The 15906-nt window shown below is 69.1% G+C and carries 9 protein-coding genes; 5 read left to right on the forward strand and 4 right to left on the reverse strand.

From position 1 onward, the window contains the following. Positions 1-452: 452 nt before the first annotated feature. Positions 453-1586, reverse strand: a complete 1134-nt coding sequence (locus ABZ824_RS34275; RefSeq protein ID WP_356968370.1) for a hypothetical protein — start codon at positions 1584-1586, stop codon at positions 453-455. 210 nt (positions 1587-1796) lie between these two features. Between ABZ824_RS34275 and ABZ824_RS34280 the strand changes: the two genes are divergently transcribed. Next, positions 1797-1976: a hypothetical protein gene (locus ABZ824_RS34280; RefSeq protein ID WP_355081194.1), complete on the forward strand. Its 180-nt coding sequence runs from the start codon at positions 1797-1799 to the stop codon at positions 1974-1976. Between the two features lie 70 nt (positions 1977-2046). Here the strand turns inward: ABZ824_RS34280 and ABZ824_RS34285 are convergent, their stop codons facing one another. The 3 genes from ABZ824_RS34285 to ABZ824_RS34295 form a co-directional block, all read right to left on the reverse strand. Further along, the gene (locus ABZ824_RS34285; RefSeq protein ID WP_356968372.1) at positions 2047-2793 is read right to left on the reverse strand and encodes a rhomboid-like protein; all 747 of its coding nucleotides are present in this window, start codon (positions 2791-2793) and stop codon (positions 2047-2049) included. 166 nt (positions 2794-2959) lie between these two features. After that, on the reverse strand, positions 2960-4141 hold the full coding sequence (locus ABZ824_RS34290) for a DUF3558 family protein (protein ID WP_356968374.1): 1182 nt from the start codon (positions 4139-4141) through the stop codon (positions 2960-2962). A gap of 238 nt (positions 4142-4379) precedes the next feature. Next, complete coding sequence (locus tag ABZ824_RS34295; RefSeq protein ID WP_356968376.1) at positions 4380-4973, reverse strand: TetR/AcrR family transcriptional regulator; 594 nt, start codon at positions 4971-4973, stop codon at positions 4380-4382. A 158-nt stretch (positions 4974-5131) separates the two neighbouring features. On the opposite strand from ABZ824_RS34295, the gene ABZ824_RS34300 reads away from it, so the two are divergent. The 4 genes from ABZ824_RS34300 to ABZ824_RS34315 all read left to right on the forward strand — a co-directional run bounded on the left by ABZ824_RS34300 (position 5132) and on the right by ABZ824_RS34315 (position 15901). Further along, positions 5132-6058, forward strand: coding sequence for a ParB N-terminal domain-containing protein (locus tag ABZ824_RS34300; protein ID WP_356968378.1), 927 nt, complete (start codon positions 5132-5134; stop codon positions 6056-6058). A 55-nt stretch (positions 6059-6113) separates the two neighbouring features. Beyond that, positions 6114-8330, forward strand: a complete 2217-nt coding sequence (locus ABZ824_RS34305) for an MMPL family transporter (RefSeq protein WP_356968380.1) — start codon at positions 6114-6116, stop codon at positions 8328-8330. A 15-nt stretch (positions 8331-8345) separates the two neighbouring features. After that, the gene (locus ABZ824_RS34310) at positions 8346-9491 is read left to right on the forward strand and encodes an LLM class flavin-dependent oxidoreductase (RefSeq protein WP_355081182.1); all 1146 of its coding nucleotides are present in this window, start codon (positions 8346-8348) and stop codon (positions 9489-9491) included. Between the two features lie 128 nt (positions 9492-9619). After that, entirely contained in the window at positions 9620-15901 is a 6282-nt protein-coding gene (locus tag ABZ824_RS34315) for an SDR family NAD(P)-dependent oxidoreductase (protein WP_356968382.1), read from the forward strand. Positions 15902-15906: the final 5 nt, after the last annotated feature.

Below are 15906 nucleotides of genomic sequence, written 5' to 3' on the forward strand. Positions count from 1 at the left end.
CCCGAACCACTCACCACCACACCAGCAACAACCAAAGCCGAGACCGTTATCGGAGCAGATACACGCATTCGGCCACACCCAATCCTCGACGTCGTCCGCGTCTCGGGACGGATGCACCGCACGGGACGACGGAGTCCTGCTGCCGGGCCGTAACCACGACCCAGGCCCGCTCCCTCTGACGAAGCGAACCTTCGATAACATAAGGTACACAACACCGAGAACATCGCGGGTGGGATCACGGAAATTCGCAGTAACTTAGCGCTTCTGGCGACAACCCCTGGAACCAGGGTACCGGCCCGAGCCGCCCCATGCCCGTGCCCGTTTCGTCCGTTGCCATCGCAGGCTCGATGAGGTGATCCCTTGGCGCACCGCACTTGTCGGCCGCGGCGGCGTCGCTCGAGCTACTTCTTCGCGAGTCTCCGGCGGCGTGATGCGCGTCGCCTGCACCGAAGTCAGTCTCGCGCCATTCCGGTTCGCGCGACCTCGCTCGGCGCCGCCGCGGTCGCCACGGTGGCCGCGGCGGCACGCTCGGCCTCCTCGACAGTGCAGCGGCCGAGGCCGCACGCCGTCGCCACACCGTAGGCGGATCGACCGGCGGCCGCTTCGAACAAGGCCAGGCTTCGGATACCGTCTTGCGCTTCCGCAGGCGACACGACCCCGGCGATGACGCGCCAGTCCGGGTCCAGCCGGCGCAGCGGCCGGTAGAACGCAGGCTCCAGCGGGGCAGGATGAGCACCGTAGGCACAGGGGATGTGCGCGGGCGGCAGCGGCACGGCGCGAGCGCGCAGGTCTCGTGCGACGGTGTTCAACAGCCGCACCGCCGGCGCGAGACTACGCGGGGCGAGAAGTTCTTTGTGCTGGTAGTCGCCGTAGCACAGATGCAGGACGGTTCGCGCGCCGAGATCGTGTGCCCGCGCGAGGAAATCGGCCAACTGTCGCGCGACCAGACGCCCGACCGGAGCCTGCGCACCGAATCGCGCCGCCTTCACCAGTGCGAGCTGGGCGATCGGCGACTCCACCTGCCAGGTGATCATGTCGCCGTGCTCGGCGGTGACTCGGGCCATCTCGGCCAGCACGGCCTCCACGAAAACCGGCAGGTTGCGCAGCGCGGGAGTCACCGTCCGGAGGTGGCGCAGCGCGCGCCCGAGCGGAAGACCGTCGGCCACCGCGGCGCCTCCGAACACGAACAACGCCAAGTCCAGCGGATTCGGTTGACTGATCTGCAATCTCGTGTCGGCGAGTTCCGGATGTCGATCCCGCAGCGCGCGAAAGGCGGTGACGGCCGCGCCGATACGGTCGGCGCGATCCATCGCCACGTGCCGGGGTTCGAGGGTGGCGCCCCGGCGAATGCCGTACACGCGCATGTCGGCGTAATCGGCGAAGTCCCCGCTGCGCACCACTTCGAAGACGTCGTCGTGTTTCTCCCGCTCCCGCAGGTACTCCACGACCCAGGTGGGATCCAGTTCCCGCGGTACGCCGGTGAGCCGGTGGCCCTGGCTGCGCTGGACGAACCACTCCAGCACGTCACCGTCACCGGTCGTCAATGGTGCGGGCAAGCTGCCCACGAAGTGCACGAGTCGGGTCATCGCCTGTCCAACACGTAGTCCACCCGAACGGATCAGGTGTTCACCTACCGCTCAGGGCCCCGATCCGGCGGCCGCCAAGCAGGATAGGACGATCGATAGCCAGAAGTTCGCCACTGCTGGGAAGCCGGCGCTGGACTACTGCGGCGGCATTTCGGAAACGCACCGCGTGGTGCAATAGCGTCTGCCGGAACTACCTGGTAGAACTCGGCCATGGTCGATCGAACGCGGTTCGCGCGGTTGGCGCTGGACCAGGTTGCCGCCGAGTTGGACGGCACGGCTCTTCGCGGCGGCTACCTCACCTCGGAGCGGATGCGATTCCTCGCGACAAAGGTCCGCGACGCCGGACAGGCCTACGACAAAGCTCTCGAATCGAACGCGGCCCCGGAATAAGCTCCGAAGACTTGCCGACCGCCGATTACGGGAGGCCGGAAGAACGATCCGGCCGCCCACCCCTTCCCCGCTACCCGTGCCCGTTCGGCGGAATTCGAGACCCGGTGGCCTGCGCCCGACCGCTCGGCGCTCGGTCGACGTGGATCCGGCGTCGCCAGATATCGGAGGGATTCCAGTCCGGCGCGGTCCGCCCACGCGTAAGGGGGAACGCGGCCAGCCCGATCAGCAGCGCCGAAAAATGCCCGATGCCGGTGAAGGTGGGGTGGATGAGCAGCGGGATGGCGAACCACACCAGGATTCCGCCGAGGTACAGCCACCGCCACGGCCGGGCGACATGGTAGGTCAGGACTCCGATGATCGCGGCGAGGAAGTAACTGACGCCGATATCGCGGACATCGATCATCCCGGGATCGGCGTAGCCGTGGCGAATCGCCAGGGCCAGGATGCCCTCGCTGAGGTACGTGGCTCCGACGTGCGCGCCCAGACCGACGATCGCCCAGCGCAACGCGCCGAGCCACCGTTCGGCCGGCGCGTGGAAGACGCAGAACAGCACGAAGTAGGGCAGCCAGAAGTAGCCGTCGATCCACAGCAGACTGGTCACGAGGACGTGCACCGGATCGGACTCTAGGTGACGCAGGTTGGTGGAACGCTCACCCAGCAGTCGCTCCAGATCGCCGCGCGGCACCAGGTGCTGGATGATGGTGGTCCCCAGCAGCACAGCCAGCCAGGCGAAGGTCCACGGGGCGGTGCGGACATACTGCCAGATGGACGCCGTGCGGCTGGATCGCGTGCCGCCGACGTCGGCTGCTCGAGTCATGGCGCGGCCTTCCCTGTGGAGTCCTCCGCCCGGAGGACGCGACCGCCCGGCAGCATTGCCGACTCGAGACGCGCGCTCCTGGCTCTGCCAGGTGAAACACTACTCTCGGACCGGCTGGAGATCCCGCCGATGACCTGTCCGCGCCCGGGGAACCCGCCGAGCGAAGTCAGCCCGCCGCCCGCACGGCGGCGCTGCTGAAATCGTCGACGTCGGCGCAGGCATCGAACGGGAGCGGCGGATAGCTGCCGTCCGTCGGGTGATCGGGATCGCCGTATTGGGCGCCGGGGAGCGCGGTCCAATCGATCGCGAGCCTGATGAGATGACCGTTCAGGCGGCCGTCGCTACTGGGCCGGTAGGTCAGGCTGACGGCACACCGCGACGGCACGGGACCGTACACGGTCGAACGGAGAATTATCCCGCTCAGGCCCGCGGCCCGGTAGGGGCCGCCGTCCAGTCCGGCCGATACCTTCTGCTCCGCGTCCAAGCGGTACTCCAGGTCGACCTGCAAGCTGTATTTCGCGCCCGACTCGGCGAAACTCAACTGGCAGTGATACGGAGCGATCCACCCGACCGAGTTCAGCGTCCAATCGTTGTACCGAGCCTGCACGGCGTCTCTGGCCGCACACGGATCCTTGCCGTACAGCGCCTTCCCATCGGCGGGCTTGTCGCGGGGCGCGAGGGTGTCCAGCCGATCGATGATCTTGCCGACGTAACTCTTTTCCACATCGCATTTCTCGGGCCACGGCGTATTGGCCGGCGCACCGTCGGGCGGTACCTTGCGCAACCGCAACCGGTGCGCGTAGCCGGTGGTCCCTGCGGGCACGTAGTAGTAGCAGGTGTCGGCGGCAGTACGCTCGTCGGCCAGCAGGGACCGGTAGATCGTATGACCGTTGACCGTTTCAGCCTTGTCCCGCGCACGGTCATCGTCGTCGTATACCTCGCCGAGTGACAGTTCGAACAGGTAGAGCGCTTCCTTCGAGCCGGGTTCGCCGACGTGATCGCCCACTCTGAGTTGGCACCCGGCGAGTCCTGGTCCCTCGCGCAACAGCGACTTCGTTCCCAGGTTCATCGACTTCAACGGCTCGGGGTCCAGCATCGAGCACGGATCGGTGGCCCGGATCGCTGCCATCAATGGCTCGGCGCCGGGGCTGGTGACGATACGGTCGTGTTCGCCCACCGAACTCACCGTGATCGAGGGCGTGGATGTCGTCGTCGTTCCGGTCGGCGCGATACTGGTGCTGCTCGGCGCCACCCGATCCTCGGTGACATTCTTTCCGCAACCGGTCACCGCGCTCACCGCGCAGACCATCGTCAACACGGTGGCCGCGGCCAAGCTACGGAGTGTCATCACGTCCCGTCGTAATCTCGCCCAGCTCGGAGCTTTTCATTCTGTCGGTGCTGGGTTACGGCCATCCAACCCTACAAGCTGTTTCCGAACAACCGACGAGCCGACTGTCGCCGTCCCGTCCGCAGCGCTGCGGACGATCCCGCGATCATGAGCGTCCCGTCGGCAACGAAGGCCTCCACCACGATGTGCGACACTGGAGATATTCAGCCGCAGAGCTTTCCGCGCACTGCCCGACCGTCTAGGTCGACGAGCAGCCGTCCTCGGGCGACTCCGGGGCAAGCGGCCCGGTGCGGTTGGCGGTGAGCATTCGGACGGCCGTGATGCGCAGGTCCGGACGGGGTCGCCGGGCGGTGAGCTCGGCCAGGCAGATCTCGCCGACCATGGCCACCTTCATCCGGGAGGCCGCGTCGGGGTCCGGCCATCCGGCGGCCACCATGTCCGGTCGTCCCACCGCGATGAACAGCTCGTGGCGACGGCGGATCTCCTCGCGCAGATCCGGGTCGGTGCGCGCCTGCACCATGAACGCCTCGGTGCCGCGGGCATCCAGGCAGGCGTCCAGGAATGCGTCCAGGCTGGGGCCGATCCGTTCGATCCCCGGCGGAATCCCGGCCAGCGCCGCGGCCACCGACTGCGACAGCGCGTCGAAGAAGCGGCGGTGCAGCGCGATGACGTAGCTGCGGCGGTTGACGAAGTGGTGATAGAAGGTGCCCTTGGCCATCCCGGCCTCCTCGACCACCGCGTTGATCGAGAGACGGTGCAGCCCTTCGCGTTCCGCCACCACGGTGCCCGCGATGAGCAGCGCCGTGCGACCGGGGTCGGCAATGACTGTCATGTTTCCGAATTCTCCCCACTCTTTCTGAAAAGCCTAGTGTCGTGCACCGGCCGCACCTACGCTGTGACCGATCGGTCGGTCGAAGCCTAGCTGGGTTCCGGATGGGCCATCGGGTCATCGAGGACCGATCTGATTCCGGGCGACCCTGGGGGTTCGAAATGTCCGCTGAGTTTAAATTGGTGAGCGGCGATGTGGTGCCGCTGGCGTCGAACGCGTGCTATCTCGTATCGATCGACGACCTGTTGCCCGCAGATTCGCCGCGGTCCAACGGAGAGGATCGCAGGCATATCGCGCGACTGGCCGAGAGCGATACCGAATTACCGCCGATTCTGGTGCATCGCAGCACCATGCGCGTCATCGACGGAATGCATCGGTTGCGCGCCGCGCAATGGCTCGGACGCGAGCACATCGACGTCGTGTTCTTCGACGGGACACCGGCCGAGGCCTTTCTGCGCGGAGTCGAGCTCAATACGACACACGGTCTGCCGCTGACACTTTCGGACCGCAAAGCGGCGGCCGAACGGATCATCGAGGCGATGCCGGAATTGTCCGATCGAGCCATCGCGTCCACCGCGGGACTGTCCGCGCGCACGGTGGCCACGATTCGCCAACGTTCGAGTGCGGAAATTCCGCAGTCGAACATCCGCGTCGGCGCCGACGGCAGGCGCAGGCCGCTGGACCGCGCGCAGCGCAGGCGCCGGGTCGCCGAGCTGCTGGCGGCCTCGCCGGACATGCCGCTGCGCGCGCTGGCCGCCGCGGCCGAGGTATCCATCAGCACGGCACACGCGATCCGCAAACGCCTGCGCGAGACCGGGTCCTGCGATCGCGACAACACCGCGGAACAGCCCGAGGGCAGCGCGCTGCTGCTGCAACAGCTCACCCGCGACCCGGCCATGCGGCACAGCCAGCAGGGCCGTGACCTGCTGCGCTGGCTGCACACCCATTCGATGCAGCGCGAAGTGTGGACAACGCTGGTGGCCATGGTCCCACCGCATTGCATCCCGGCCGTCGCCGAACTCGCCAGCCGCAATGCCAAGGAATGGCGAGCGCTGGCCAGCTACATCGATCCCGGCGCCGCCGAATAGCGCCCGGCCGCATCGGCATTCGCCACCGCCGGAGTTCGAGAAAAGGTCATTCATCATGCTTGTTGGTCTCGCACGCCTGGCAACCCGGCGCCCGCGATCCATCCTGTACGGCGCGCTGCTCATCGGGATCGTCTGCGTCGGGCTCGGCTGGTCGGCGCCCGCCCACCTGAAGTCCGGCGGTTACATCCCGTCCGACACCGAATCCACCGAGGTCGCGGCGTTCCTCAATCGCGAATTCCCGGGTGCGGCGCCGAACCTCGTGCTGCTGGTCACCGCGCCCGACGGGCTGGACAGCCCCGCGGCCCGCACGGTCGGCGAGCGCCTGGCCGCGGATCTGCGCGTCCGCGACGAGGTCGACGCGGTCCAGTCCTACTGGGAGCTCCCGCCGGATCTGCGGCAAGGGCTGCGCGGCAACGACGGCCGCGCCGGCCTTGTCCTGGCTCATGTCACCGGCGACGACACCGACGCGCCGAAACGGGCGGGCGCGATCGCCGAACACGTGAGCGGCGACTTCGACGGCGTCTCCGTGCGGGCGGGCGGCCAGGCGGTGGCGTTCGACGAGATGAGTCATCAGATCGTCACCGATCTCCTGGTCACCGAGGCGATCGCGATACCGCTGACCGGCTTGGCCCTGATCCTGGTCTTCGGCAGCCTGACCGCCGCGCTGATCCCGCTGTCGGTCGGCGTGTTCAACATCTTCGCGACGCTGCCGATCCTGCGGCTGCTCACCGAGGTCGGCGACGTGTCGATCTTCGCGCTGAACATGATGAGCGCGCTGGGTTTCGCGGTCGCGATCGATTCGAGCCTGTTCATGGTCAGCAGGTTTCGTGAGGAACTCGCCGCAGGGCACGACACCGGCTCCGCGGTCTCGCGCACGGCGCGCACCGCGGGCCGCACCGTGCTGTTCTCCGGTGTGGTGATCGCGCTGTCGCTGTCGACGCTGCTGGTCTTCCCGCTGTATTTCCTGCGATCGCTGGCCTATGCGGGGCTGGCGGTGCTCGGCGCGGCCGTATTCACCACGCTGCTGCTGGTGCCCGCCGCCCTCGCGCTGCTCGGCCCCCGCGTCGACGCGTTCGACCTGCGGGTGCTCCTGCGCCGCCGACTCCGGCGGCCGCAACCCGAGCCCGTCGAGGTCACCGCAGGCAGGTGGTACCGCCTGGTGCAGTTGGTCATGCGCCGCCCGGTGGTGGCCGCGCTCTCGGTGATCGCCCTGTTGCTGGTGCTGGGTTCGCCGTTTCTGTCCATCCGGTTCGGCGCCGCCGACGACCGGGTCATCGCGGGGGCGTCCAGCCACGTGGTCGGCGACGCCTTGCGCACCGGTTTCCGGGAGAACGCCATGGCCGGTGTGGTCGTGGCCATGCCCGGGTACCGGGGCGGCGACGCCGACATCGCGGCCTACGCGGAGCGTTTGTCACGAGTGGAGCACGTGACGTCCGTGCTCTCCGCGGCCGGCGTCTACGCAGGCGGGCTGAAAGTGGCCTCCGCGCCGCCCGGGATGCGCGACGACGCGGGCACGTACCTGCGGGTGGGCACCCGGCTCGACCCGTACTCCCCTGCCGCGATCGATCAACTCGACCAGGTGCGCGCGGTCCCCGCACCGGGCCGGGCGCTGCTCGGTGGCGCGGCGGCCGAAAGTGTCGACTCGCTCGACGCGCTCGCGGCGAAAGTGCCGGTGGCCGTCTTCGTGATCGTGCTGTCGACGCTGGTGGTGCTGTTCTTCTTCACCGGCAGCGTGCTGCTGCCGATCAAAGCGCTGCTGCTCAACACGCTTTCGCTGGCGGCGACCTTCGGCGCCATGGTCTGGATCTTCCAGGAAGGGCACCTGGCGGGCCCGCTCGGCTTCACCCCGACGGGCTACCTCGTGCCGACCATGCCGATCCTCATGTTCTGCATCGCCTTCGGCGTCTCGATGGACTACGAGGTGTTCCTATTGTCCCGGATTCGCGAGGAGTGGCTGTCCTCCGGCGACAACACCCGCGCGGTGGCGACCGGCGTCGCGCGCACCGCGCGGATCTTCACGGCGGCCGCCTGCCTGATGGCGATCGCCTTCGCGGGCATGGTGACCTCGCACGTGTCGTTCATCCAGCTGTTCGGCCTCGGCCTGACCCTGGCCGTGCTCAGCGACGCGACATTGATCCGCGGCGTGCTCGCGCCCGCCCTGATGCGCCTGCTCGGCGCGGCCAACTGGTGGGCCCCGCGTCGGCTCGCCCGGTGGCACGAACGTATCGAAATCACCGAGACCAGCGCAGCTCTCGAGCCAGTACCCAAGTAGTGCGATAGGAACAACATGGCGAAATTCCGCACAGGCGTGATGGATTCCGGCGTCTACACCCGGTTCGCGCCCGATCTGCAATTTCGCGGCAGCCGCTCGGTGGCGATGGCGGGCGGGGCGGACTCGCTCTGGGTGACCGACCATTTGCCCTCGATCCTGCCCGCCTCGATCTGGAAACCGCGGCACGTCGGCATCACCCGGCTCGCACCACACGCCGACGGCATCTACGAACCGTGGACGGCGCTGGGCTATCTCGCCGCGCAGAACCGCTTCGCCCGCCTACGGCTCGGCGTCGGCGTCACCGACGCGGGCCGCCGCAATCCCGCCGTGACCGCGCAGGCCGCGGCCACGCTGCACCAATTGAGCGGGGGCCGCGCCATTCTCGGCATCGGCACCGGCATACGGGACAACAACGAGCCCTACGGCGTGGACTGGTCGGCTCCGGTCGGACGGTTCGAGGAGGCGCTGGCGACCATCCGGGCCCTGTGGGATTCCCACGGCAGCCTGGTCACCAGGGATTCCCCGTATTTCCCCTTGCGCGACGCGGTCTTCGACGTGCCGCCGTACCGGGGCACCCGTCCGGAGATCTGGGTCGCCGCCGGGGGCCCGCGCATGCTGCGGGCCGCCGGGCGCTACGCCGACGTGTGGTTCCCCGGCTTCGCGCAGCGCCCACACGAATACCGGCATCGCCTCGACCTGGTTCGCACCGCGGCCTCCGACGCGGGCCGCGACCCGTCGTCGGTCGCGCCGGCCGCCGTGTTCAGCGTGCTCACCGCCGCCCGTCCCGGGCAGGTGGACGCGCTCGTCGAGAGCGTGGGCGCGCGGGCGCTGACCCTGTGCGCCCCCGGGGAGATGTGGACCAGGCACGGCGCGACCCACCCGCTGGGCGAGGACTTCACCGGCCTGCAGGACTACCTGCCGCAGACGTTGGACGAGCGCACCGTCCTGGACTACATCGAGAAGGTCCCGGCCGCACTGGTACGGGAATTCTGTCTGGCCGGAACGCCGGACGAGATCGTCGAGCAACTCGCGCACTGGCGCGACCACGGTCTGCGCTATGCCGTGCTCATGAATCTCAGCGCAATTCATCCGAGCATCACACGAGGGATGTTTTCGAACGCGCCCCTGGTGGCGACGTTACGTAAATTGAAACGTCTGTAACACAAGACAATTGACGGCCGAGCCGCCCGAGCAATAGCATGCATTCGAGCGAAGGAGCTCGTCACAATATTTGTGCTGCTGCGGTCGGGGGGCTCAGCATGGTCCCGCATTCAAGGCCAGGAGAAATAATGGTCGACATTGCAATAGTGGGTATCGGCTGCCGGTTTCCAGGCGGTGTATTCGATGCGGAAAGCTACTGGAATTTTCTGTTGAACAAAGGCGACGGGATCGTCGATATCCCGCCGGACCGTTGGAGTATCGAAAAGTACTACGACCCGGATCCGGACGCGCCGGGTCGTATGTACACGCGGCGCGGCGGATTTCTCACCCAGCCGCTGTGGGATTTCGACGCCGACTTCTTCGGCATCGCCCAGAAGGAGGCCGCGATCCTCGACCCCCAGCAGCGGCTGCTGCTCGAGGTGACCTGGGAGGCGCTCGACGACGCGGGCATGGCCGGCCGGGTCTCCGGCCACCGGGTCGGCGTCTACGTCGGCGGCTTCATCCTCGACAACGTGCTCGGGCGCAGCGGTCCGCTGGTCCGCTCGGCGATCACCAGCCACACCGCGATGAGCGCCTCGCACACGTTGTTGTCCAACCGCATCTCCTATCTGCTCGACCTGCACGGCCCGAGCCTGACGGTCGACACCGCCTGCTCGTCCTCGCTGGTGGCCACGCATCTGGCGGTGCAGGCGATCGCCAACGGCGAGTGCGAGATCGCGCTGGTCGGCGGGGCGAACGCGATGCTGCAGCCGGAGACGTTCATCTCGATGTGCAAAGGCCGGTTCCTGGCGGTCGACGGTCGCTGCAAGACCTTCGACGCCGCCGCCGACGGCTACGGCCGGGCCGAGGGCGCGGGCGCGGTGCTGCTCAAGCCGCTGGACGTCGCACAGCGCGACAACGACCGCGTCTACGCCGTCATCCGCGCGACGGGGGTCAACCAGGACGGCCGCACCATGGCCATACCGGTGCCGAATCCCGTTGCGCAGGAACAACTCGCTCGCCAGGTGCGCGACGACGCGGGGGTCGCGGCGCACGAAGTGAGCTACCTCGAGGCGCACGGCACCGGCACCGCGGTCGGCGATCCGATCGAGCTGTCCGCGCTGGGCGCGGTGTACGGCGCGGTGGACGGCCGCGGCGAACCGGTGCCGGTCGGCTCGGTGAAGAACAATTTCGGGCACACCGAGGCCGCGGCCGGGGTCGCGAGTCTGATCAAGGCGGCGCTCACCCTGCACCACCGCACGGTCGCGCCCCAATTCGAGCTGATCACGCCGAATCCGGCGATCGAGTTCGACGAGCTACGACTACGGGTGCCGCTGAGCGCCGAACCGCTGTCCGCGGCGCCTGGGAAGGGTGTGGTCGCGGTCAACGGCTTCGGCTACGGCGGCACCAACGCCCACGCCGTACTCGTCGAAGCGCCGCCGGCAGCCGCACGAACCGAGGACGAGCGCCCGGTACCGCGGGTGCTGCCGATCTCCGGCCGCCACGACACCGCCGTGCGCACGCTCGCCGGTGAACTCGCCGACGCGCTCGACCGGCATCCCGCCGAGTCGGTGACCGCGGCCGCCTGGACCCGCCGCGCCCACCACCCGCTGCGGGTCGGCTTCGCCTACGACGACGCCGACGATCTGCGCACCCAGTTGCGCGCCTTCGCCGCCGGAGAGGGTCGCGCCCCGTCCCGGATCATCGGCGACGGAGAGGTCGAACCCGTCTTCGTCTTCAGCGGAATGGGCCCGCAGTGGTGGGGCATGGGCCGCGAGCTGCTCACCACCGACAGCACGTTCGCCAAGGTCGCCAGGGAGATCGACCGTGAGTTCGTCTCGATCGCGGGCTGGTCGATCCTGGACGAGATGCTCGCCGACGAGGACGGCTCGCGGATCATGCAGACCGCGTACGCCCAGCCCGCCAACTTCGTGCTGCAGGCCGCGCTGACCGCCGAACTGGCCGAGTACGGCGTGTATCCGGCGGTGGTCGTCGGGCACAGCGTCGGCGAGGTCACCGCCGCGTACGTGTCCGGCGCGCTCTCGCTTCGCGACGCGCTCACCGTCAGCTATCACCGCGCGCGACTGCAGGCGACCACCGCGGGCACCGGCGGCATGCTCGCGTTGGGCATGTCCGAGAGCGAAGCGCGCGAGTTGCTCGCCCGCACCGACAGCATCTCGATCGCCGCGGTGAACAGCCCCGGCGCGGTCACCCTCGCCGGCGACAGCCAGGACCTCGAACTGCTGCGCGACACGCTTTCTGCCACCGGCACATTCGCGCGCAGCCTGCGGGTCGAGGTGCCGTACCACAGCCATCTGATGGACCCGATTCTCGACGATCTGCGGGAGGCGCTGGCCCAACTGGCGCCGCGAGACGCGAAACTCACCACGTACTCCACCGTGACCGCCGCCGAGATCGCGGGCACGGACTGGGACGCGGACTACTGGTGCCGCAACGTCCGCGAGCCGGTCCGGTTCGCCGACGCCATCGGAGCGCTGGTCGACGCGGGTCACCGGGTCTTCCTCGAGGTGGGCCCGCATCCGGTGCTCAGCGGCAACATCCGCGAGATGCTGATCCATCGTGGCGTGATCGGCGCCGCGGTGACCACGCTCTCGCGCGATCTGCGCGATCGCAACAACGTGCTGCGCGCCGTCGCGGACCTGTATGTCGCGGGCTCGCTGGACGGTTCGGCAGTGCCGGGCCGTCCGGACTCGATCGTCGAGCACCTCGACCTGCCCGCCTACCCGTGGCAGCGCAAGCGGGTCTGGCACGACGAGGCGGTGACCCTGCTCGATCGCCTGGGCAGGCCGGACGGCTACGCGCTGCTGGGCGATCCCACGACGGCGGGGAGCCCGGAATGGGAGGTGCAACTCTCGGTGTCGCGGCTGCCTTGGCTACGCGACCACGTCGTGGCGGGACATGTCGTGCTGCCCGGCGCGGCCTATCTCGATGCCGCGCTCAGCGCCGCCGTCGAGCGCACCGGACGCACGAGCCTCGGCCTCGAGTCGGTGGAATTCGTCGCGCCGCTGGTGATCGACGAGCACGACATCCCGGTACTGCGGGTGAGCGTGGAGGAGTCGACCAAGCGCTTCCAGATCCGCTCACGCTCGGCCACCGCCGCCACCTGGACGCTCAACGCCCACGGCAGGCTCATCGAAGCCGATTTCACCGCCGCGGTCGAGGATGTCGACGCCCCCGAGCACGCCGTCACCGTCGCTGGCCCGGATCTGTATCGCGGTCTGGCGGCGCGTGGGCTGGACTACGGTCCCGCCTTCCAGCGCATCGTGTCGGCCGTCGTCGGCGCGGACGCGGTGGTCGCCCCGCTCGCGCCGATCGAGGAGGAGACGCCGATCCGGCACCTGGCCCACCCGGCCCTCGTCGACGCCGCGTTGCAGTGCGTCGCCGCGCTGGCAGCGGACTCGGACACCGACGTGGCGATCGTGCCTGCCGCCATCGCCGGGGTGCGCAGGCTGGGCCCGCTGCCGGAGCGACCTCGTGTCGTGGTGACCCGGCGCGGAGTCGACCCGCTGCGCGCCGACATCGCGATCGTCGGCGAACAGGGCGAGGTGGCCATGCGGCTGCTCGGCGTCGAGTTCCGTCCGGTCAGCGCGGCGATCGATGTCACCCATCAGCTGGATCGCGTTTTCTACCAGCCGCTCTGGGAGATCGTCGAGACACCGTCCGGTGCGCGGCCCGCCGAGGAGGAGGCCGTGGTCGCCGTCTGCGTCGGCGCGGACGCCGCCGACCGTGCGGCGTCGCTGCTGGGCGAGCGGACCGCCGTCACCGTCGTGCTCGCCGACCCCGAAGCCGACGACAACGACGAGCGCCTGCGGCTGGCGCTGCGCTCATCCGAGGGCGTACCGATCGCCGAACGGATCCGGGTGGTCAGCGTGTTCGGCGACGCGTTCGACGGGTCGCGCAACGTCTACTGGCTCGCGCGTGTGGCCAATGCGGTCGAGCATCTGCTCGCCGACGCGCCGCAGGTCCGGGTCCGCAGCGTCGTCGTCACCGAGGACGCGCTGTGCACGCCCGCCGACAGCGCCGCCAAGGTGGCGCACGGCGCACTGGTGGGGGCGCGGCGCGCGCTGCTCAACGAACAACCCGCGGCGGGCTGGCGGCTGGTCGACGCGTCCTCGCGCTCGGGAACGCCTCTGGCGGATCTCGTCTTCGCCGACGACGTGCTCGACGAGATCGGTGTGCGGGGAACCGATCACTGGGCGGTGCGGCTGGACCGGAATTTCGGCACGTATCTCGACGAGCGCAACCGGGCCACCCCGCTGTCGGATCCGGAAGCCTCGTTCGTGGTGGAGATTCCCAAGTCGCGGCTGATGTCGGATCTGGCGTTGCGCGAAACCGAGCGGGTCGCGCCGGGACCCGGCGAGATCGAGATCCGGATGGAAGCGGCCGGGCTGAATTACAAGGACGCGATGAAGGTCATCGGCGTGCTCACCGAAAAGGAGATCGCGGGCACGTATTTCGGCACGACGGTCGGCATGGAGGGCTCCGGTGTGGTCGAGCGTGTCGGCCCCGGCGTCACCGATGTCGCGGTCGGCGACCGGATGATGGTGTGCGCCCGCGACATCCTCCGCAAGTACGTCACCATGCCCGCCGACGCGGGCGCGACCATGCCGCACCGGCTGCTACCCGGCGAGGTCTACGATCCGTTGACCTGCGGATCCGGGTTGCCTTATCTCACCGCCGAATTCGGATTGCGGACGCTGGCGCGCCTGCGGCCGGAGGAGACCGTGCTCGTGCACGGCGCGGCGGGCGGCATGGGCATGGCCGCGGTGCAGGTCGCGCTGGACATCGGCGCCACCGTGATCGCGACGGCGGGCACGCCCGAGCGGCGCGCGCAGGTGCGCGCGCTCGGCGCGCACCACGTGTTCGAGTCGCGGTCGGCCGACTTCGTCGACCAGATCGCCGATCTCACCGGCGGCCGCGGCGTCGACGTCGTCTACAGTTCGGCGCCCGGCGAGATCCTGCGCCAGAACTTCCGGGTGGCCGCGGAATTCGGCCGCGTCGTCGACATCGGCAAGGCCGACATCTACACCGGCGGCGTCATCGATTTGGGGCCGTTCGACCGCAACCTCACGTTCTTCTCCGTCGACATGGACCGCGCGCTGGCCCACGATCCCGAACTGCTGCGCACGCCGATGCGCGCCAGCCACGCGGCATTGCGCGCGGGCGCCTACCGATACCTGCCGCACACGGCCTATCCGGTGTCGGAGCTGGCCGCGGCGTTCGAGTCCGTCGCACGATCCGATCAGATCGGCCGGGTTGTGCTGGACCTGCGCGAGGACCAGCCGATGGTGCGCCCGAGACTCGCCCACCCTCGGATCGACCCGGACGGCTGCTATCTGGTGACCGGCGGCTTCGGCGGCTTCGGCCTGGCCACCGCCCGGTGGCTGGTCGCCGAGGGCGCACGGAAGCTGGTGCTGGTCGGCCGCAGCGGCGCGTCCACCCCGCAGGCCCGGCAACAGGTCGCGGCGTTCACCGCGGCGGGCGTGACGGTGCTCGAGGAGCGGGTGGACGTCGCCGACTACGCCGCGACGGCCGCGTTGGTGGATCGCATCCGGTCGGTCGCGCCGCTGCGCGGGATCTTCCACGCGGCGGGAGTGGTGAACAACCTGCCGATCCCGCAGATCACCCGGGAATCGCTCGACGAGCTGTTCGCCAAGGTGCGCGGAGCGCAGCATCTGGACCGGGCGGTCGAGGAGGCGGGCATCGAGCTGGACATGTTCGTGCTGTACTCCTCGATCAGCGCGCTGGGCTGCATCACCCCGCAGATCGGCTATGCCGCCGCCAACGCCGCCCTGGACGCGCTCGCCGCCGACCGCCGTGCCCGTGGCGCCGCGGCACTGTCGGTGAACTGGGGCTTCATGAGCGGCGGCGGCATGGCCGACAAGACCGAGGCGCTGGTGGACTACGTGAAGTCGATCGGTTTCCTGCCCATCGACATGGACCGGGCGACCGCTCTGCTGCGCGAATGCCTGGCGCTGGACACCACCCAGGTAGCGGTGGCGGACATCGACTGGACGGTGTGGTCGCGGGTGGCCCGGCCGTCCACCGACACCCGTCGCTTCCGGCAGCTGCTCGCTGACATCGGCGTCGGCGGCGAGGCCGGCGGCGCGCTGCGTACCGAAATCCTCACGCTGCCCGCCGAACAGCGCGCCGACTTCGTCGCCCAGCGCCTCGCCGATCAGCTCGCGGTGGTGCTCGGCGTGAACACCGACGCCATCAACATCGACGAGCCGGTCACCGACCTCGGCATGGACTCGCTCATGGCGATGGAATTCGGGGCCCGCACCGAGAAGGAACTCGACGTCAAGATCTCCGCGCTCGAACTCAGCCGGGGCCTGTCGCTGCGCGGCATCGGCGCCAAGGTGGTCAGCCAGTTCGCCGAGCCCGCCCAGGCGCAGGCCGCGGCATGAAAGGC

It is taken from the genome of Nocardia sp. NPDC047038, from assembly GCF_040644075.1.
GTDB lineage: Bacteria > Actinomycetota > Actinomycetes > Mycobacteriales > Mycobacteriaceae > Nocardia > Nocardia sichangensis.

Coding starts and splice junctions, on each gene's coding strand:
- ABZ824_RS34275 (WP_356968370.1), bottom strand. CDS start 1,586: ATGACCCGACTCGTGCACTTCGTGGGCAGCTTGCCCGCACCATTGACG.
- ABZ824_RS34280 (WP_355081194.1), top strand. CDS start 1,797: ATGGTCGATCGAACGCGGTTCGCGCGGTTGGCGCTGGACCAGGTTGCC.
- ABZ824_RS34285 (WP_356968372.1), bottom strand. CDS start 2,793: ATGACTCGAGCAGCCGACGTCGGCGGCACGCGATCCAGCCGCACGGCG.
- ABZ824_RS34290 (WP_356968374.1), bottom strand. CDS start 4,141: ATGACACTCCGTAGCTTGGCCGCGGCCACCGTGTTGACGATGGTCTGC.
- ABZ824_RS34295 (WP_356968376.1), bottom strand. CDS start 4,973: ATGACAGTCATTGCCGACCCCGGTCGCACGGCGCTGCTCATCGCGGGC.
- ABZ824_RS34300 (WP_356968378.1), top strand. CDS start 5,132: ATGTCCGCTGAGTTTAAATTGGTGAGCGGCGATGTGGTGCCGCTGGCG.
- ABZ824_RS34305 (WP_356968380.1), top strand. CDS start 6,114: ATGCTTGTTGGTCTCGCACGCCTGGCAACCCGGCGCCCGCGATCCATC.
- ABZ824_RS34310 (WP_355081182.1), top strand. CDS start 8,346: ATGGCGAAATTCCGCACAGGCGTGATGGATTCCGGCGTCTACACCCGG.
- ABZ824_RS34315 (WP_356968382.1), top strand. CDS start 9,620: ATGGTCGACATTGCAATAGTGGGTATCGGCTGCCGGTTTCCAGGCGGT.